Source organism: Dechloromonas hortensis (assembly GCF_009469765.1).
Lineage (GTDB): Bacteria > Pseudomonadota > Gammaproteobacteria > Burkholderiales > Rhodocyclaceae > Azonexus > Azonexus hortensis.
The window spans coordinates 1-17,327 of the sequence record NZ_SSSQ01000019.1; the positions used below are offsets into that span (position 1 = coordinate 1).

At 57.3% G+C, this 17,327-nt stretch carries 18 protein-coding genes; 14 read left to right on the forward strand and 4 right to left on the reverse strand.

Annotation, left to right across the window (positions count from 1 at the left end; all coding sequences use genetic code 11):
- On the forward strand, window positions 1-339 hold a 339-nt coding region (locus tag GH663_RS19870), incomplete at its 5' end, for a cyclic nucleotide-binding domain-containing protein (RefSeq protein ID WP_343029835.1).
- A gap of 43 nt (window positions 340-382) precedes the next feature.
- Here GH663_RS19870 and GH663_RS19875 read toward each other — a convergent pair.
- On the reverse strand, window positions 383-814 hold the full coding sequence (locus GH663_RS19875; RefSeq protein ID WP_153133327.1) for an NUDIX hydrolase: 432 nt from the start codon (window positions 812-814) through the stop codon (window positions 383-385).
- Between the two features lie 321 nt (window positions 815-1,135).
- Here GH663_RS19875 and GH663_RS19880 point away from each other — a divergent pair, with 321 nt between their 5' ends.
- The 8 genes from GH663_RS19880 to GH663_RS19915 all read left to right on the forward strand — a co-directional run bounded on the left by GH663_RS19880 (window position 1,136) and on the right by GH663_RS19915 (window position 9,697).
- Window positions 1,136-2,563 (forward strand): pentapeptide repeat-containing protein, encoded by a 1,428-nt coding sequence (locus GH663_RS19880; protein ID WP_153133328.1) that lies wholly within the window; start codon window positions 1,136-1,138, stop codon window positions 2,561-2,563.
- Window positions 2,564-2,937: 374 nt separating this feature from the next.
- The gene (locus tag GH663_RS19885; RefSeq protein WP_153133329.1) at window positions 2,938-3,570 is read left to right on the forward strand and encodes an SLATT domain-containing protein; all 633 of its coding nucleotides are present in this window, start codon (window positions 2,938-2,940) and stop codon (window positions 3,568-3,570) included.
- Window positions 3,571-4,326: 756 nt separating this feature from the next.
- On the forward strand, window positions 4,327-4,602 hold the full coding sequence (locus tag GH663_RS21470; RefSeq protein WP_153133330.1) for a DUF29 family protein: 276 nt from the start codon (window positions 4,327-4,329) through the stop codon (window positions 4,600-4,602).
- A gap of 258 nt (window positions 4,603-4,860) precedes the next feature.
- Window positions 4,861-5,508, forward strand: a complete 648-nt coding sequence (locus GH663_RS19895; protein ID WP_153133331.1) for an SOS response-associated peptidase — start codon at window positions 4,861-4,863, stop codon at window positions 5,506-5,508.
- Window positions 5,509-6,089: 581 nt separating this feature from the next.
- Complete coding sequence (locus GH663_RS19900) at window positions 6,090-7,358, forward strand: replication initiation protein (RefSeq protein WP_153133332.1); 1,269 nt, start codon at window positions 6,090-6,092, stop codon at window positions 7,356-7,358.
- Window positions 7,359-7,437: 79 nt separating this feature from the next.
- Complete coding sequence (locus GH663_RS19905; RefSeq protein WP_153133333.1) at window positions 7,438-8,229, forward strand: ParA family protein; 792 nt, start codon at window positions 7,438-7,440, stop codon at window positions 8,227-8,229.
- Complete coding sequence (locus tag GH663_RS19910; protein ID WP_153133334.1) at window positions 8,226-9,182, forward strand: ParB/RepB/Spo0J family partition protein; 957 nt, start codon at window positions 8,226-8,228, stop codon at window positions 9,180-9,182. The genes GH663_RS19905 and GH663_RS19910 overlap by 4 nt, the downstream gene beginning before the upstream one ends.
- A gap of 224 nt (window positions 9,183-9,406) precedes the next feature.
- The gene (locus GH663_RS19915) at window positions 9,407-9,697 is read left to right on the forward strand and encodes a hypothetical protein (protein WP_153133335.1); all 291 of its coding nucleotides are present in this window, start codon (window positions 9,407-9,409) and stop codon (window positions 9,695-9,697) included.
- Here GH663_RS19915 and GH663_RS19920 read toward each other — a convergent pair.
- Window positions 9,694-10,971 carry a type II toxin-antitoxin system HipA family toxin gene (locus tag GH663_RS19920; protein WP_153133336.1) on the reverse strand — a complete coding sequence of 426 codons (1,278 nt, stop codon included), beginning with the start codon at window positions 10,969-10,971 and terminating at the stop codon, window positions 9,694-9,696. The two genes, GH663_RS19915 and GH663_RS19920, sit on opposite strands and share 4 nt — an antisense overlap.
- A gap of 122 nt (window positions 10,972-11,093) precedes the next feature.
- Entirely contained in the window at window positions 11,094-11,267 is a 174-nt protein-coding gene (locus GH663_RS19925; protein ID WP_153133337.1) for a hypothetical protein, read from the reverse strand.
- 157 nt (window positions 11,268-11,424) lie between these two features.
- Here GH663_RS19925 and GH663_RS19930 point away from each other — a divergent pair, with 157 nt between their 5' ends.
- The 4 genes from GH663_RS19930 to GH663_RS19945 all read left to right on the forward strand — a co-directional run bounded on the left by GH663_RS19930 (window position 11,425) and on the right by GH663_RS19945 (window position 14,222).
- Complete coding sequence (locus GH663_RS19930) at window positions 11,425-11,841, forward strand: hypothetical protein (protein ID WP_153133338.1); 417 nt, start codon at window positions 11,425-11,427, stop codon at window positions 11,839-11,841.
- A gap of 5 nt (window positions 11,842-11,846) precedes the next feature.
- The gene (locus tag GH663_RS19935; protein WP_170291464.1) at window positions 11,847-12,299 is read left to right on the forward strand and encodes an HAD domain-containing protein; all 453 of its coding nucleotides are present in this window, start codon (window positions 11,847-11,849) and stop codon (window positions 12,297-12,299) included.
- A gap of 1,259 nt (window positions 12,300-13,558) precedes the next feature.
- Window positions 13,559-13,894, forward strand: coding sequence for a helix-turn-helix domain-containing protein (locus GH663_RS19940; protein WP_153133339.1), 336 nt, complete (start codon window positions 13,559-13,561; stop codon window positions 13,892-13,894).
- 67 nt (window positions 13,895-13,961) lie between these two features.
- Window positions 13,962-14,222, forward strand: a complete 261-nt coding sequence (locus tag GH663_RS19945) for a hypothetical protein (protein ID WP_153133340.1) — start codon at window positions 13,962-13,964, stop codon at window positions 14,220-14,222.
- A gap of 428 nt (window positions 14,223-14,650) precedes the next feature.
- On the opposite strand, the gene GH663_RS19950 is transcribed toward GH663_RS19945, so the two are convergent.
- Window positions 14,651-15,853, reverse strand: coding sequence for a tyrosine-type recombinase/integrase (locus GH663_RS19950; RefSeq protein ID WP_153133341.1), 1,203 nt, complete (start codon window positions 15,851-15,853; stop codon window positions 14,651-14,653).
- A 421-nt stretch (window positions 15,854-16,274) separates the two neighbouring features.
- Between GH663_RS19950 and GH663_RS19955 the strand changes: the two genes are divergently transcribed.
- Window positions 16,275-17,318: a DNA-binding protein gene (locus tag GH663_RS19955; RefSeq protein WP_153133342.1), complete on the forward strand. Its 1,044-nt coding sequence runs from the start codon at window positions 16,275-16,277 to the stop codon at window positions 17,316-17,318.
- Window positions 17,319-17,327: the final 9 nt, after the last annotated feature.

Below are 17,327 nucleotides of genomic sequence, written 5' to 3' on the forward strand. Positions count from 1 at the left end.
GCAAAAATTACGATTCAGGCAGGACAAGCACTCTTTCGGGAGGGTGATGAAGGTAATCAGATGTACGTCCTCGAAACTGGCACCGCTGAGGTCATTGTCCAGAACCGTGTCGTCGAAACGCTGGAGCATGGCAGCATCGTCGGTGAGATGGGTTTGGTGTCGCCCGGACCGCATTCGGCCAGCGTCATTGCCAAGACAGATTGTCAGTTCGTCGCTGTCGACGAAAAGCGCTTTCAGTTCCTGGTACAACAAACGCCGTATTTCGCCATTCAGGTGATGCGACTGATGGCGGAGCGACTGCGGGCCACCAACAAGTTGCTGGCGGTTGCCGCAATCTAGGTGCCGTTATGCTGCAGGGAGCGCAAGAGAGATACTCCGCCACTTAGTGGCGGGCAGCTTTCTCGAGCAACCCCTTCTTGATGGCAATCGAGGTTGGTCCGTTAAACCTAGATGGTAGTTGCTTGGCCGTAAACCAACGGAAGTCGCTGTGTTCGCGATTGAGGCGCGGTGAAAACTCCCTGTCGGCTTTAATCACGAAGTAATGCATATCCCGCTCATCCTGCCCTGAGCGAAGCCTTCGGGTGAGTGTATGAAGTTTTGCTAGATGGTGCGGCTTGATACTCAATCCAGCCTCTTCACCCAACTCACGGACAAGCGCTTCTCTCGGGCGTTCGCCGTTGTCGATACGACCACCGAACAGGTTCCATGCCCCGCCTTTGTGAACCTTCGCGGAGCGTTTCCCCATCAGATATTTGCCAGTGGCTGCGCAGTAAATAACGGCCCAGGCTCCCGGTTGGCTGTATCCATTGTCCATGTCAGAAACTGGTGGCAGTAGTTGGAATTGAGTTGTTCTGAATAATGTAAACGGTTTATACCGTTACATTATTTCCGTTCAATGACAACATTTTGAATTTGGCACGACCACGCCGGCGGTCGTTCATTCCTGGCCGTACTACCCCCTACCTTCTCCGGCCAACGCGTACTTCGTGCCCGTTGTCGACAGTCACGTTCGTCGATCTAAGATACCCGAATGTAGTATGTTCGATCAGTCAGTTCCGAGGATTTTGATAGGATTCTTGAGCCTATCTCGTCTTGATTTCGAGGCGGCCGTACGTGGATTTTTCCCGACTATGAAATGGAAGGCACCGACAACATGCAGAGTATTCCTGAAGAAGCTTCCGATTTATTAGCCGAAAATCGCCGGCTTGCCACCGAGCTTGATTCCGTTCGGAAAGAGCTTCATCTATATCGGAGCGGTATTTCTACAGTCACTCTTTTGGGCTCTTATGTGACATATGGACCTAGCCTGACAAAAGCACTAGAACGATGGGACCAAGCTTACTCGGAGTCAACTAGGCGCCTCTTTTGGCATCGAATTCCTCACAACGAGACTCTTCAAGTAATAGCAGCTTACCTTAGACGTCGAACCTTTGCGGGTCTGTTCTTTATGGCGATGGCTACAATACCAAGTGCAATAACTTTATATCTCCTTTGGCTGCAGAATGGAAAGATTGATCAACAGATCTACTTGACCGCATCATCGCAAGCTGCACAACTTCAAGGAAGCCTTGCCGAATCACTCGCTGACCTCTATGCACATCCGAAACAACTCTGCCTAATCGAAACACCTTCGGTAAAGAGAGCTGCGAAGCTGTACTTTAAGGACGATGGCGGAATTGAGAAAAATCGCTGCTGGAATGAGGTCCGCAAGAAGGACAATTCCATCACAAACAATTGGCTAATGCTTTTCTATCGCTCGGGCGAGCCCTTCGAGTTACTGACCAGCCTTCCAGATCCAATCAAAATTACCAAAGAGAATGGCGGGCTACACGAAGATGAGTTCTCATTTAATAGCCTCCAACCAATGGATGATCTACTTGCAAAGGTCACAAGTCTTAGTAATGCACTGCGCCCATATCGAGCCCTTGTTGACAATGAAAATATAGATCGACCAAATGTCACTCCTGTCATATCAGGAAGTGCTGTTAGCCCTGAACGAGCCATGTTGATGAAAGCATTTGTCGACAGCAGGCTGTCCCCGAGCAAATTGAATTTCTCCAAGGCATGGGCACCAGATCTTGATCTAGCCGGCATCACTTGGGAGGGGGTAGACTTGAGCGGGGCTATGTTGGAATGTAGCGAACTGCAAGGAAACTATAAGAACGTTAATTTCGCCCAAGCTCGCGCGGCCGGAGCATCTTTCCATAGGAGCGATCTGAGAGGGGTAAAAACTCTTGATGGAGCAGACTTTCGATACGCCATGTTCAATGGCGCCGTGTTGCCAATTCCCGAGGTATTTAGCCGCGCCAATATAGAGAGGGCAGACTTTGACGAAGCAATCGTCCCAACAACTGATTGGCTAAGACTCGTCGTCGGCGATAGAAAACTTGAAATTGAAAAGTACAACTATGAACCTGTGATGTTTGAAGAGACACCTAAGGATCGTCCAGAAAGAAAGTATTGGAGAATGCGAGCTGCGAAATCTCGTAGTTCCATGCAGAGCATGGTTAGCGATGCTGCCAAAATATTCTGTTCAGAACGGCGAGTGAAAAATTTCCAGTAAGGTGAAGTGCAGTATTTCGAATCCCAAATGACCACCATCAGTCGCACAGGGTGAAGGTTTGCTGCTCTTCAAGTCTCCGGGCAGTTCGATAGCTGCGTGCCCAGTGCGGCCAGCCACGAGATCAGCCTCTTAACGGCTGGTATTGATGTCGGTACCGTAGTCGGGCGACTCTCCATGCATAATTAAAAGGCGGTTGCGCTTCGGCATATTGCTCCAGTGCAGTTGTCTGGCATATTGATGTTGTTATACTGATAGCCAACATTTCAAGTGACTGAAAATCATGGGCTTAAGGCAGCAACTCCAGCGTAAACAATATCAATTGTGATACGCCCCCCTGTGTCCGTATAAACACTGTTAGGACTCATGGACAAACCATGTGTAATTTGTTGAAGCGGTTCCGCCCGGAAGACCCTAGGCGACTTCAGGCATTCAAGGCACGGATTCAGGTCCTAGATTGGGGGGCGCAAGATGTCGTCAATTCACTGTCCGTTCTTTTCAATGCCGTCGACGATCTCGCGGAGGCAGAGGTTCAGTATTACTATAGAAGGCGGGGAACGAGGGCGTGGATATCTGGGCTAGCCCGATTTGCGGCTTGGCTGTTTGGTTCCGTAGGGCTACTACTTCCATTGCTTGCTGGAGCGGATTCGGCCTTGTTCAAAGGGTGGAGCCAGTACGGCTATTCGTTCCTCGCTGCCGCAGCGAGTTGCCTTGCGGCCAACTCGCTGTTCGGTGGAACCGATGGGCACATTAGGTTTGTCTCTACGCAACTCAATCTTGAAAAGCTGGTTACTGCGTCAAGAGTCCGGTGGTGTCAATACTTGAGCGAACCTCATACGACCCAAGAGGAAATCGACAAGGGATTCAACATTGTGCTTACATATGCCACCGAACTTCACACCACCACAATTGTAGAAACTGGGCGTTGGGGTGAAGGTTTGCTCGCTGAACTGGCCAAATATCGGCAATTAATCGAAGCACGCTCAGTATCTGGCGAAGGTGGGAAGTGACGATGTCGTGTCTGAACCCTATATTTCCTTCCAGCGGACTGCCTTCGTCAGCCCTGAAGTAAGGCGTTCCTGAACGTCCGCTTTCCCCAAGCGGCGATTTCCGCTTCGGGTCGGGGGCTGTCCTACGCCAATGACGAAAGCGGCCATTCAGGCCCGCACACAGCAGAGCGTCAGCTATCCGGTGCATTGTGGCCCAAGTCAGGCCGCAGGCTGAAAGTCGGCTTTGGCCGACGACCTTCCGTAGGGCGTCCGGCAGGTTACGGAGCGCAGCGGTCGGCCAAACGGCTCGTGTCGAAAATTGGCGAACGGCAGGAGTTGGCCGGAAGTGGCTGTCTGATTGCCTAGTGGGTCATTTCAAAGTTGTTGACCTAGGTCATTTTAACTGTGTTGCCAACAGGCTTCGATGGACTGCGATCCTGGCCCCCAAACGGATACCCCGCCTTAGCCTTAATGCACTCGCCTCTCCAGTTTCCATAAGGCTTACGGGGCTACGAGCACCGGCCGAAGCGTGGACTGAGACACTGGATGAACAGCCGGGCCCTGCGGGCCAGTGAGTCATTATTACCCTCGGACATCTAGTCATTGTCCCCGTGATTCATCCCCCTTGGGAGTCACTTATCCCCGGGAGTCACTGCCGAGACGGTAGGAGATACCCCTGGAGGCTGCCCATGTGTTTGGGGATGTGCCGAGCTATATCCGCAGCCTGCAGATGCCCGATCCAGCTATGATTAAGGCTACTTCCGACAATGCCGAACCATGCTAGATCAGATCTCTGACTTGCTCGCTACCCTGCTTGAGGGCCGCGCCCAACCTAGCCGCCGGGATGCGGCCTGGGAAGTCTCGGTGCGTCAGTTACGGACGGCTGTTCGGCATCAGGTGGCCCTCAATCCTGGGTTGGCAAACTTGCTCGACGATCCCGACTGGTGCGCAGAAATTTGGGCGGATGCCATCGCCCTGGCAGCTGATGAAACGGGATTAGGGACACTCCCGGATGCTTGCCCTTGGAGCATGCATCACGTGCTAAACGGGTAGGACTCCCCGCCCGACCCGGCACACCCTCCTCCACGCCCCGGCTCGGTACCCTAGGCGGCTACTTTTTCGTGGTCAAGCGCCTGTTCCACTTCCGGCCGCATCGGCCCGATGCAATCCAGATCTCTGTGACGTACAGCTGCTGGTATTACAGCGACGTTTGTACGCGGTGGATTTGAGGCGAGCGGAGCAACGCAGGGCGCCAAGATGGCGTCTTTTGCACTTCTTGCACCACGGTTCCGCCCGGAGCATCATCGCTCCATGTGCAACCGATACGTTTCCCCCGACCAAACCGCGATCGAGCGCGCCTGGACCATCGGCCGACGCACACCTAACCCCTGGCAGCGCGAACTTGTGCCCCGCAGGCAAGGCCCGTTTCTACGCGCGACCGAGCCAGGCCCGCTGGAGGTCGTGGTCGGTCAGTCGGCGCTGATTCCGCACTGGGCCGACTCGCCAATCCTAAAATACGCCACCAACAACGCACGGGGCGAGGAGCTTTCGGCCAAGCCGACCTATCGGGATGCCTGGCGAAACGGTCAGCGTTGCATCATCCCGGTGGCGTCGTTCGATGAGCTCAACTGGGAGACCGGGAAAAACGTGTGGTGGCGATTCGGGCGGGCTGATGGCGAGCTTTGGGGCTTGGCCGGATTGTGGAACGCATGGCCAGATCGAAAGACCGGCGAAATCCATGAGAGCTACACGATGCTGACATTCAACGCCGATGATCACCCGCTCATGAGCAGGATGCACAAGCCGGACCCCAAGCTGGGTCCAGATCAGCAAGACAAACGAAGTGTGGTGGCGATCGAGCGGGCGGACGTGGAGCAGTGGCTGCTCGGCAACGCGGTCGAGGCGAAACGGTTGATCTGGGCGCCGGCAATGGAGTTGATTGAGGCTGGGCCGGTTTGAGGCACCGGATCAGGTGCGTGCGTGGCACCATCCTTTCCAGGGTGGCTTGGTAATGTGAGCCGAATTGGTATAGTGGCCATTGCATCTTTCGTCTACGCAAAATCGACGATTAGCCCGCAGTAAGCACTTACATCAAGCTATTAAAGTGAGGCTTATTGGTACGGTCATGTGAGATAGTTTGGTAACGGCCACGTCAGCGCGGCCTGTGGATATCTGGCAATGTGAGCCCGATTGGTAAGCCAACTACCCTCACATCAACGGCCAAATTACCTCACAAGACTGGCCAAACAGGCTCACATCACTTGCTAACCTGTTGATTTTCCAACGTCGCTGTGCGCTCTGCTAATGCTGGTTCTTTGATTTTGTATTTAGATTCTAAAAACCAGCTAGCAAAAACGGATGTTAACGAGTGCCCGCTCTTAAATGTGAGCCTTTTTGGTACTACATGCTGCGCTAAGCCCCCTACCAAACATTCTCACATCGTCAAAGGGTGCGCCTTAACGTTAAATGTGAGCTGATTTGTTTTGACAACTCACGCAAAAAGGTGAAAATCCTCGCAAACACAGGATATCGAGGGCGCCATGCACCAAATCGTCTCACAACAACAAGACACGACACAGCAACAGCTGGCGTTCGATATCTTCGCGAGCCTGGATGCGACGGACACGAGTATCGTCGAGTCGGGAACGGATTTCCATCTTCGCAAATCCTCGCTCCTCGTTGATGTGTCCGAGCTTGGCTTGCTGGCCCGGCGTGTGATTAACGGTGTGTATTTCCTGGCCCAGGCCAACCCCGATGCCGAAGTACACACGTACGATCTCCGTTACGTCAAATGGCTGATCAACTACGCCAACTCCAACAACAATACGCACCTCAAAAAGGTGATCCGCGAAGCCCAAAAATCGAGCGTGCAAGTCAACGTTATCGATGCACTCAATCCCGACGACGATAACTGGATCAGTGTGCCGATGCTGGGCGCAGCCGGTATCCGCAAGGGGCAATTCGTATTCAAAATTCCGTCCGAGCTCCGGTCCCAGTTACGCGACCCCGCTCGGCACGCCCTCCTTTCAATGCGAATTCTCGCCGGGTTTTCATCGGTCTATGCCCTGGAGCTCTATGAGCGGCTATCGATCTACAAAGATGCAGGCCTATCCCCTGTTTGGACCCTCGACGAGTTTAGGTCAATGATCCGCGTGGACGGCCTCAAATCAGCCAATGATTTTCGCTACTTCCGGCGCGACATCCTGGATCCGGCTATTGAGCAGATCAATAAGGACTCGGACATCGAGTTGGAGCTCAAGTTACAACGTACTGGCCGCTCGTATTCGCATATCGCCTTTGCGATCAAACCCACGAAATCGCTCGACGGGACCTCGTCGATCGCGGCTGCGAAACAGCTGTACAGCACTCTGACGGACGAATTTGGATTGTCCGATGCGGAACTGGACGAAATCAGTGCAAACCGCGAAACATGGACTGACGACCGGCTCCAGGCCGCAATCGAATTTGTGCGGCACCGGTGCACTGTTTCGTCCGTCCAATACCCAGCTAAGTATCTGATGAGCGCATTGCGCGATGGCTACCGGGTCGGGTCCCTGGAAAAGCAAGCAACAGAGAAAAAGGTATCAAAGGCAAAGGCTACGGCTAAAACAGCCGCAGATTATGAGGCCAGGCTCAAAGAAACACCGCTTAAATCCGTAGAAATCCCAACTGGCGAGGCGCTCGCAGCAGCATGGGCCACGTTCCGGCAGAGTCCCCATGCAAAGCTGTTTAAGGTCCTCGCGGATAACTACGAAAGCGCCGAGATCCGCCAGCGCAAAGCCTTTGAGGGGTTTTTGCAGGCGCAGTAGTGCATAGCTCACTAATGCACTTGGCAATTTACAGAAATGTTGATAGTGTTTACTGGTTGTACTGTAAATTACTAAGGCCATGACTGCAAAAACCATCGCATTCTCGAATCACAAGGGCGGCGTAGCGAAGACCTCCTTGTCCGTAAACATCGCCGATGCCCTTGCACGCGACGGATACAGCGTTCTTTTTGTGGATCTCGATCCGCAAGGAAACGGCACCCAACTGGTCTATGGCTATGACGAGACGCCCGCCATCACGGTCGAGCAAGTCCTTGCCGGCAAAGAGTCCATCGCAGCAGCGATCGTGGACAAGACCCAGATCCCCGGCGTATCGCTGATCGGCGCAACACTCAAGCTCGCCCGCCTGGAGCGAGATCTCCAGCTGACCCCATTCGCTTCGACATCGATCCTGCTGACCAAATTGCAAAGCGTCCGGGATGTGTTCGATGTGATCATTCTGGATACCCCCCCTGCCCTCTCTTTCCTGACTGCCAATGCCTTGGCAGCGGCTGATTGTGTGTTTGTGCCGGTGGAGTCCGGTTCCAAGCTCGCCCTGGTCGGGACGGACGACATGCTGGAGTTCGTGTCGCAGGCCAAAACGGTTAATCCTCGCCTCAAACTCGGCGGCGCCGTACTCACGAAACACGATGGCCGCAAAAAGCTTTGTAAGATTACTCAAGCGGTCATCGGGGACTATTTTGACACCGTCCTGGGCCACGTTCTGCCGCAGTCAGCTGACATCGGCAAGAGCCAGGCAGTCGGGCAAACCGTACTGCAATACGACCGGGAGTGCACCGCATCCCGCGAAGTTGTTGAGATCGCGCGCGAAATTGCAACGATCGCCGGCTTGACTAAGGAGGCCGCTGAATGAGCTCGAAAGATAAATCGCTCGAATCCGGAATGGGCCGCCGCCGTCCGGCCTCTGTTGTGCAGGCCGAAGTGGCGGAGAGCATCATCGGGGAAATGGTGCCGCCCACTACCCTCGAAGTGCCACTGGATGTGCTCTATCGGTCGCCGTTCCAGTGCCGGGCACCCGCGAGCGAAGAGGACCTTAACTCGCTGGCCGAGAGCATGCAGGCCGAAAGCCTGATTTCGCCCATTGTGATCCGGCCCGTCACAAACCCGAATCCAGATTTACATTGTAAATCTTCGATTGGTGCCGCCCCGCTGGCTCAGTTGGAGGGACGCTGCTACGAACTGATTACCGGCCATCATCGAGTCCAAGCGTCGCTGTTGTTGGGCTGGACCGTAATCCCCGCTGTAATCAAGCATCTGACCGACGCTCAGGCCGCCCGCGCTTTGGCTGCCGACAATGGCGTTAAAACCGATCTCACGGATTACGACCGCTACCTGACGATCCAAGTCCTGGAGCAAACAGGCGCGTGCAAAACAGGCCGCGAACTCGCGGCGACACTTGGCGTATCAACTGCTCAGATCTCCAATTTGCGCGCTTTCGGCAAGCTGCCGGCGAACCTGATCGCAATTGTGGATCAGTCGCGCGAGGCCTTTGGCTATCGGATGATCTACGAGATCGCAAATGACGAAACGCTCCTGCGCCACCCTGCCCTACTCCAGGAGGCTTTCGCGAGTCTCGTATCAGGCAAGGTCAAGCAACAAAATCAGGTTATCCCGTGGGTTCGCCAGCAAATCGCAAAGACAAGCCTAGCGCCCCGTGCGCCGCGTCGGTCTTATGATTTTTCGGCCAAAGGCCAGGACATCAAAATCACAGTAACTGACAACAAAGCAACAATCGATGCCAGTGGACTGGATTGCGACAAGCTCGCGGCGCTGATCGAGGCCAATATCGGCAAGCTGTTGCGCTAGACATTTACAATGTAAATGTTGCTCGCTCGGACCAAGTGCCGGGCGAGCAAATTCCTTTGAGTTCAGAACCAAATCAGCTCACATCACGCTTGTGGCATGGATAGCGTGAGCGTAGCGTGGTAAAGTCATCACATCAATTCGGCCCCCCTGGCCCCCTCCCCTCCTCAGTTATCCCAACCCTGCACTCCAGTAACGGGTGCTCTTTACCCACTGAGGACAACTCCATGACTACACTTGATCAGGCGACTCTCGACTTTTTCGCCGACATCACGAACCAACTCAACCTGCTCGACGAACAACGAGCCCTACGCCAAACCGCCATCAACTGCCTTGAGCTCGGGGCAACCACCCTTGCCGAAGCGGCCTTAGAAACCGCGCTGGATCTCGGGATCTATCCGGATGACGGGCACACGACAACGAACGAACAGGCCCTGAGGCTGATCAACCAGGGCGAGATTGAAACGGCCAAGGCGCTCCTGGAAGCGGCAGTCGAAAGGCCGCGAGTGGCGCACTAACGGCAAGCACGGGCCACAGCATCGAGCGTGGCCTGGAAACCTCTCACATCCGGCGCTCGCCCCTGATACCCACCCGGCAACGTCAGTATCAAATGCGCAGGCACACTCTCGGCATACCCGGCACTCACCGCTAACAACCGATCAATCTCCCCTTCCGCAACCGCCGCATCAATCCCGGCATACACGCCAAGCTGCACCAAGCGATCGCGTAGGTCCGGCGGGGTATCCCCCGAGTCAGCATACGGCCGGTAGCCGCTGCTGGTTGTGCCACCGATGCCGGCGCAGGGGAGCGCGCTGAGTAGATCGTGATTGTCTCGGCCGCGATAGGCCCGCATCGGTGCGGGGTCATAGATCGGCGACAGCTGCACCTGGTCATCGCGTGCCAGCAGTGACACGTTTTCGGAGTGCATGTCCCCGTTGCCCGTCAGTATCGCCAACACGTACCGCCCGTACCACTCCAGCACCGGTAGCCCATACTCCCGAAACGTATCGGCCATCAGCTCCATGCTGCCATCGGTATTGCAGCGAATCTGGCTCGGGTACTCAGTGGCCCAAACCGAATACATGCTTTCGACCGCCACCGCGCGCCCATGCGCCAACCGGCGATCAAACCGGCGCGAGGCCAGCACCGGTACACCATCAATCGCCAGCAACCGTGTCTCCGGCACCTCAAACCCGGCACGGCTATGGATCTCGTACGCCAGGTCTTCAAGCGCCAGCAACCCCGGGTAAGCCGAGCTCTCAAACTTGTACAGCCACTCGCGACCCAACCACTTGGGCATCGCACCCGGCACACCGGCCACCGGGCCCTGCGCCAGGATCAGCTCGGTGTCGGCAGGCGAGGCTTGCCCGCGTTGCATCCGGATCAGCGCCGGCAGCAGTTCGCTCTCGGAGGGTTCGGGGCGGTCGGGCTCGCCGTAATAGCGCTCGGCCTCCGCGTCGCTCTCGAACACGTCCAGCGCCCCGATGCCGTCACGCCCGCAATACAGCAGCGTGAGCCAGTCCTGCTCAAGTGCAGGCCGGCCGCGCAGTTCGATACCGGCGCGATCCATCAGGGTCGATACGATCCGGCGCTGTGAGTTGCGCGGGTCTCGTGGTGGAATCAAGGCGGCCAGTTGAGGCGGCAGGCCGGGGGTTGGGGCAGGGGAGGGCGAGTCAGGGAGGGCGGTAAGCCCGAGGGAGCCGGACACATGCGCTTTGCCTGCGATCAGGGAGATCGTGGCGATGCGGTGCGGGTGCGGAGTGGGCGTCCAAACGACGGCGGTGGTGTCCATGCCACGGAGGTTAGCAACCGGGGCAGGGGGCCGCAAGGCTGCGCAGGGAATGCGGGGTTTGTCGAGCGGGAGGGGAGGGGAAAAGAAAGGAGCAACCTAGTTATAGGTTGCCCCTGGTGTGATCAGTAGGCGAGGTACCGGCCGATGCACTCAACGTGCTTGGCGCCGGCCATCGTGTAGTTGGTGCACGTTTGGCGCACATTGTGAGTGGAGGGCTTGACCTGGTGCTGGACGGTTGAGCAGCCGGTAACGGCGGTGGCGATGATCAGAGAGATGAGCAGAGAGGCGCGTTGCATGGTGAGGCTCCAGTGTGTTTTGGCATGCCTCCGTATATCGTCAGCAGTGCTCAAAAACCGGGCCGATTCCGACTCTCCCTCTGGGTGGCACCACTCGACAAAGTGGCCCTTTAATGTGCAGCCTTGCGCCGGCCCTCAGAGTTGATAGGCTTCCCCTATGCGCCGCCTAATCCCCAAACCCCTCCCGCTCTCTCCTCTCCCCGACACCGCCCCGGCGGATCTCGATTACATCATCAGGATCGCCACCGCAGCCGGCTACGCACTTACCCGCCTCGATGCCGAAACCATCTGGGGCAGGCACTGCGCTGACACCCTCTGCATCACGTGGATACGCCCGGCCACCGACACCGAAGTCATGACCGCCCTCGAGCAGCAGGGGCAGGTACTCGAGCTGCCGGATCCGCCGGAGGGCTACGCATCATGGTTGGATTACGCCGTGGCGACGATGGACACGCGGTCAGTGGATATAGCGCGGGTGTTGGACGACGTGGCGCCGGCAGTGACGCGCGAACAGATGCGTGAGGCGGTGCAGCTGGAGTACCAAAGTTTGCTCAAGCGCGCAGGGCAGGGGTGAGCACCATGGCGAGCAAAGTCTTGTACCTCGATTTTGACGGCGTACTGCATCCGGACGGCACCGAAGCCATCGACGACCGCGGCCGCTTGATCGCTAACCCGGCTCTTTTTTCCTGGCTCCCGGTCCTGGTCGAGCTGCTCAAACCATTCCCGGAAGTGCGGATTATCGTCAGTTCCGACTGGCGCCGGCTGTTCGACGATGCAGCGCTCATTCGCCTGCTCGGCCCGCTCGGTAATCGCTTCGCCGGCGTTGTCGAACGCATCGCTCCGCCGCGCGCGCAAGAGATCCTGCACGATGCTCAAACCCGTGGCCTATCGGACTGGATTGCACTGGACGATCACCGGAGCGTGCATCAAGCCGCGCGGATGGACCCCCGGTTTATTGCGTGTGAGCCGGTGCTGGGTGTAACCAGCGACCAGGTGCAACTGGCGGTGCGAATGTGGCTGGCGCGAGGGTAAATGCAAAGTGGCAACCAGTATTCGGCTGCCCCTTTGATTGCACCTGGCGTTAGCCGCCGATCTCCACATTCGCGCACCGCATTTCGGACACATTGATCATCTTTTTCGCCGCCATATCGAGCGCATCGTCAAAAAAGTGTTGTCGGGCCGGACACCTTGCTTGCCGAGCCCAAATGCCGGCCTTCTGGCCCTTAATCCGCACCCAGCTATCCCTTTCTAGTCCAACACCCTCCCGCGCCCATCCCGGTTCCCGTCGCCCGCATGCCCACTGCGCTGCGCGCCCGGCATACTCCCCTCCGGTATCCGCTGGGGCGCTGCCACCAGGGTAATCCATCCCCTCAGCACCCCGGAATAGCCCCCTCATCGGGGCAACCGCATCACCAGCACCAGGCAGAGCATGTTCCGGATAATGGCGAGCAGGTTGAGGCAGGGGGAGAGCGATCAACCAGGAGTGAACTGGAGCAGGGCAGGGTGATATCGGGGGCAGCCGGGGTGGAGGGGCATACGGGATCACCTGCTGCGGTGGCGGGATAGGAGCGGAATAGCCAGCAGAAGCGGGAGGGCAGCAGGTAATAGGGGTAGGGGCGTGTGAGGGGAGAGAAGGGGATCGTGGCGGAGCGAGGGCAGGTGAGAGTGATCGGTACGGTTCAGGGGGAGGAGGGGTGATAGTAGGGACGCAATAAGGACCGCAGCGATCCGTAAAAACGCCTTGGAATTACAGGCGCATGCGCTGATTTTGGCAGTTTTCGAAAGTGATAGCACTTTTGATAGCACAAATTCGAAAATCCCTGTGCTGAAAGGGTTTTCGCGTGATAGCACAGTGATAGCATCGGTGCGATTTTGAGGGGAAATGGCGCACCGGGGCGGGGATAGTAATGGCCATCCAGGGGAGAGGGCGGGAGATCGTTGGCGCTCCCAAATCGTCTCACATCAGAGCTTTGGGTTCGTGCCGACCCGGGCCGGTGATCCCATCCTCGGTTGCTTAGGCCGGGGCAGGCGAGGGCAGCGAAGGGGAGTGGAGCAAGGTCATCAGATGCGAGCCGGCTTGGAGAGGCCCATCGAGGCCGGGGAGCGATGTTTCTCGTGCATCGCCCTCTGGGTGGCCATGCCAGTTCGCACCCATGATTACTTTCGCGATACGCTAAGTTACGACTGGTCATCTTTATAACTTTGCGTATCCGAATAGTTACGCCGAGGTACAATTAGACCGTGATCACCCTGCAATCTGCCCCGGCTCACAACCCGGAAGGGCGCCCAAAATGAACCTCGCTGAACTCGGTTTAGCTTTCCGCACCGCGCGAATCGAGCGCCGCCTGACGCAGCAAGATCTGGTGTCAATGACCGGCATAAGTGTCACGCTCATCTCAAAACTTGAAGGCGGAATGCTTCCGGATGTCGGCATCGTCCGGCTTATTGCGCTGCTCGAATGTGTCGGCCTAGAACTCCAAGCACGATCCCGAATCCACCGCCGCACGTTGGATGACATTGCCGAGGAGCTCAACGCCGAAGCCCTGAAAGACCCCCGTGCCGTTCCGATCGAGCGGCAGCGCGTCCGCCGCACTCGCGCCGAAAAAGCACCCAAAACCTCGCATTAAGCACGCCGCCGCCGGGGCCCGAGCACGCACTCAACGCACCCTAGCAGGACTGTAAACCGGTGCCAAAATGTCCGATAATGGCCGCATGACAAACAGCGAAGGGCCAATCCAAATGCCTCAACAATTCGTCATTCGTCCGATCCTGTCAGGCCACATGCTCCGCCTCCCGATCCCGCTGCTGCGTAAGCTCGGCGTCCTCGAAAAACGTCAGATTGACATCGATATCGTGGGTAACAAGCTCGTGATTTCCCGCCCGAAGTCACCGCAGGAAAAGCGCATTGAGCGCCTCAAGTCGCGCATTACCGCGCGCCGACTACTCGCCAGCTGACCCCTCAGGCTGCCCCTGGACCTGGCACACATTCCGTACCTGCTCGCGTACTTTTCGCCACGCCAAAAAGTCGTCCCAGCCAGCGTGCCACCACCGCTCACCGCTCCCGGTTACGTGCAATCGCCCGGGCCATTGCGAGGCGATCCTGTTATCAGCCAGGCGCTTCAAAGTCCCCTTGAGGTCCTTTTTTCGGGCCGCATAGCTCAAGCCGCTGATGTCGTAACTGCCCGCCAGCAACCCCCGCTCACACCCTTTTGTCTTCGCGAATTCGTCACTGCCACGGGTATCGAAATAAACAAGATCCAGGGCAAGCGCAAACACCGTTTCCGGGTCAGGTGCCGCGCCTATATCCGCGGAGCTGTCATATTTTCGAGGGATTTGGCTCAAAAAGTGAGGCCACTCAGGAAAGGAGGATGGCATCGTACCGGTCAGCGCCGGAGTTTGTGCGCTTTGAGCGCCTCACTCATCTTGGCTTCGTGGTTATGCACGTACAAGCTGGTCGTTTTGAGATCGCTGTGCCGCATCTGGTCCCGCACGACCTCGAGCGGCACGCCCTCTTCGCACATCGCGCTGGCGGCTGTATGGCGCAGCCAGTGGGTTGAGGCCTGCTCCAGCACCCGGCGCACATGCGGCGCGGCCTCGGCAGCAGCACCCCGGAACAGCCCTTTGATCACGGCATGCAGCGACTTGACCGTGACCGGCCGCTTGCCGTGCACATCAAACACGATCGGCTCCTCCGTGATGCCCGGTGTGGGCATTTCACGCTTGCCCAGGCTGATCCGGTATTCGCGCAGGGCCGCCAGGGCGTCATCGATGAGCACCAGATCGGCCGACTTGTTGCGCTTGCCGACAACGTGGAGACACAGGATGCCGTGTTTGTAGATGATGTTATCCGTGGTGGCATCGGCCATCTCGCTGATTCGCAGGCCCAGCAGGTAGTACCAGGCAAGTAGAAACCGGATGCGGTAATACTGCGCCACCGCCATGTCGGTTTCACGCGGCAGGCGCTCCACATAGCCCTGCAGGTAATCCCAGATCGCCGGCTCCAGGTAGCGCGTGACCGTGGCCACTTGCTGGCTAGCGCCCGGCCCGCGCATGGCGAGGCGCATCAGGTTGGCCCGGACGTAGTTGGCACCCGCCAGATACTCAAACAGGCAGTTGAGACAGCGCCGGGTCATCGCAATGGAGGATGCGGAGAGGCCGCTTAGGAAGGGTCGCCATTCCGGGTTGAGTTGGGTTTTGGCTTTGTCGAGAAACCGGGCGGGCAGCTTGATTGAGCGGGGATCAGTGAGCTGCGGGTCTTGAACAACGCACCAGATGGCGCGGGGTTGCGGGTCGGCGAGCCATACGAGAAAGTCGTCCAGGTCTTCGATCATCAGCGTGTTGAGCGTCAGGCCTTCCTGCTCCATCCACAGGATCAGGCGCTCGGCTTCGCGCCGGTAGTTGTCCTGAGTCGTCTTGGCGTGGTTGCGATAGCGGTTGAGCCAGGCGGCGACGGCTTCACGGTCGTTCTGGGCGCGCAGCTGGTGAGGCCGGTGGCCGGGCGGCAGATCCCGGTCGGCGGGCGCCAGGGCGAATTCTGCGGGCCGGGGCACGTATTGCGGCGCGTAGGTCGTGATTTCGGTGGTCATTTGGGTGGATCTCCCTGTTGTATCAGTGTGATTTGTTGTTTTGTGCGAATGGTGCCGGAAATCGCCCGGTGTGCAACTGCGTTTTGGGGCTTGTTTGATGTTTCACGGAAAAAGAGAGGCCGGTGCGGCTGCGAGCAGAAAGCCTTGAGCGTGAACGGGTTTTATTGTTTTCCGAGGGGGCTTTGGCGTGAAACATTCGGGGATGCGGACCTGGGGCGAGTTTTGGGGCGCTGTTTGTAGTATATGACTGGATACAATAAGAATAATAACTAAACTAAAGAAATTTTGCAAGAAAAACGTATTAAATCGGACGGAATACGTCTAAAAACGGACGGTTTGTGTTATACTGGTTGCAGTGAGCACTGCACGGAAAGACGCGGAAAACGCGCACCGGACTTGCAACCACACGGAGATTTCGAGAATGGCACGAGAAGATTTGACGTACGAACTGATCGCTGAGACCTGTCAGCAGCTGTTTGCCGACGGAAAACACACCAGCTTTGACGCGGTGTATGACCTGATCGGCCGAAAAGGCAGCGCTGCGAAGGTGCGCGACTACATCAAGCAATGGCGCCAGAGTTTGGCGGAATTGCTCAATACCCCGCGGGCGTCGGCCGTGCTGCCGGATGCGTTGGTCGGGTTTGCGGATCAGCTGATCGAACAGATCTGGACGCAGGCGCTCAACCAGGCCGATAGCGCATATGTCGAAAGGCACCAGGCGCTGGAGGCCGAGCGGATTACGTGGGGTGCGCGTATTGATGCCGCTGAAACCTGCGCCGATGACATCAACCGGCAGCTGTTGATCGCACGGGGCGAGATCCAGGCCAAAGAAGCCACCATTGACGGCTTGGCTGTGCAACTGGGTGAGCTCAGGGATAAGCTGGCCACTGCTGTACAAGTGATTGCGAACAAAGAGGCGGACACGATGCGCCAGCATGGCGAGCTCCAGGCGCTGAAGACGACGTTGGCCAGTGAGCGCGAGCGCCATGCCGAGGTGCTGACGGCGGAGCAGGAGCGGCATGCCGCCGAACTGAAGGCTACTACAGAGGCCGCGGAGGGCCTGCGCAAGCACCTGATGACGCAAACTGATGAGGTACGGCAGGCCGCACGTCAGCGGGAACAGGCGCTACAGGCACAACTGGCTGAGCAGAAAGAGTTTGCGGACGGATTTAAACGCCGCGCCACGGCGGCGGAAGATCGCATTGCCGAGGCCCGTGGCGAAGCCAAGGCGCTGCAAAGCCAGATCAACGAGCAAAAGGCACATGCCGACCAACTTGTGGGCCTGCTGGCCGTGGCCAATGCCAACACTGCTGCCTTGCATGCTCAAGTAGCCGAGCTGCTGGGCAACCTGGCAACCGAGAAAGCCAACAACGCCGAGCAAGCGCGCGTCATCAACGTGCTGCAACTCCAGCTGACGGACTTGCAGGCAAGTGCCGGCAAGCGCCTGCAAGGCAGCGCAAGCTAAGATGGTGCC

What these genes read in the sequence shown, in the direction of transcription:
- GH663_RS19885 (WP_153133329.1), top strand. Translation starts at nt 2,938, where the DNA reads ATGTGTAATTTGTTGAAGCGGTTCCGCCCGGAAGACCCTAGGCGACTT.
- GH663_RS19905 (WP_153133333.1), top strand. Translation starts at nt 7,438, where the DNA reads ATGACTGCAAAAACCATCGCATTCTCGAATCACAAGGGCGGCGTAGCG.
- GH663_RS19895 (WP_153133331.1), top strand. Translation starts at nt 4,861, where the DNA reads ATGTGCAACCGATACGTTTCCCCCGACCAAACCGCGATCGAGCGCGCC.
- GH663_RS19930 (WP_153133338.1), top strand. Translation starts at nt 11,425, where the DNA reads ATGCGCCGCCTAATCCCCAAACCCCTCCCGCTCTCTCCTCTCCCCGAC.
- GH663_RS19950 (WP_153133341.1), bottom strand. Translation starts at nt 15,853, where the DNA reads ATGACCACCGAAATCACGACCTACGCGCCGCAATACGTGCCCCGGCCC.
- GH663_RS19940 (WP_153133339.1), top strand. Translation starts at nt 13,559, where the DNA reads ATGAACCTCGCTGAACTCGGTTTAGCTTTCCGCACCGCGCGAATCGAG.
- GH663_RS19915 (WP_153133335.1), top strand. Translation starts at nt 9,407, where the DNA reads ATGACTACACTTGATCAGGCGACTCTCGACTTTTTCGCCGACATCACG.
- GH663_RS19955 (WP_153133342.1), top strand. Translation starts at nt 16,275, where the DNA reads ATGGCACGAGAAGATTTGACGTACGAACTGATCGCTGAGACCTGTCAG.
- GH663_RS19945 (WP_153133340.1), top strand. Translation starts at nt 13,962, where the DNA reads ATGTCCGATAATGGCCGCATGACAAACAGCGAAGGGCCAATCCAAATG.
- GH663_RS19925 (WP_153133337.1), bottom strand. Translation starts at nt 11,267, where the DNA reads ATGCAACGCGCCTCTCTGCTCATCTCTCTGATCATCGCCACCGCCGTT.
- GH663_RS19910 (WP_153133334.1), top strand. Translation starts at nt 8,226, where the DNA reads ATGAGCTCGAAAGATAAATCGCTCGAATCCGGAATGGGCCGCCGCCGT.
- GH663_RS19880 (WP_153133328.1), top strand. Translation starts at nt 1,136, where the DNA reads ATGGAAGGCACCGACAACATGCAGAGTATTCCTGAAGAAGCTTCCGAT.
- GH663_RS21470 (WP_153133330.1), top strand. Translation starts at nt 4,327, where the DNA reads ATGCTAGATCAGATCTCTGACTTGCTCGCTACCCTGCTTGAGGGCCGC.
- GH663_RS19875 (WP_153133327.1), bottom strand. Translation starts at nt 814, where the DNA reads ATGGACAATGGATACAGCCAACCGGGAGCCTGGGCCGTTATTTACTGC.
- GH663_RS19900 (WP_153133332.1), top strand. Translation starts at nt 6,090, where the DNA reads ATGCACCAAATCGTCTCACAACAACAAGACACGACACAGCAACAGCTG.
- GH663_RS19920 (WP_153133336.1), bottom strand. Translation starts at nt 10,971, where the DNA reads ATGGACACCACCGCCGTCGTTTGGACGCCCACTCCGCACCCGCACCGC.
- GH663_RS19935 (WP_170291464.1), top strand. Translation starts at nt 11,847, where the DNA reads ATGGCGAGCAAAGTCTTGTACCTCGATTTTGACGGCGTACTGCATCCG.